Origin of the sequence: Cupriavidus sp. SIMBA_020 (assembly GCF_046535395.1) — a bacterium.
GTDB lineage: Bacteria > Pseudomonadota > Gammaproteobacteria > Burkholderiales > Burkholderiaceae > Cupriavidus > Cupriavidus campinensis.
Map to the genome: position 1 here is coordinate 1 of NZ_JAWRWU010000938.1, position 260 is coordinate 260.

Below are 260 nucleotides of genomic sequence, written 5' to 3' on the forward strand. Positions count from 1 at the left end.
CGCGGTGCCGCTGTAGAACAGCGCGCCGTCGGTGACCGGATCGGGCGCGGCGACGCCTTCGAAATTCAGGCCCTGAAGCTTCCAGAGCAGCGTGCCCGCCGCGTTGTACGCGTGGATATCGGTGCCGCCGTTGCGGCCGAGATCCCAGCCGCCGCCCCACGGATTGTTGAGCACGTAGAGATTGCCGCTGCTGTCCTTGCCGATGCCGGTCACGCGCGTGAAGCGCTTGTCGCCCACCTGGCCCTTGATGCCGGTCGTGG

Annotated in this window: 1 pseudogene; it reads right to left on the reverse strand. The window is 68.1% G+C overall.

The features are described 5' to 3' along the window. A pseudogene (locus SB751_RS32210) lies at positions 1 to 260 on the reverse strand (SMP-30/gluconolaconase/LRE-like region family protein); the annotation flags it as partial.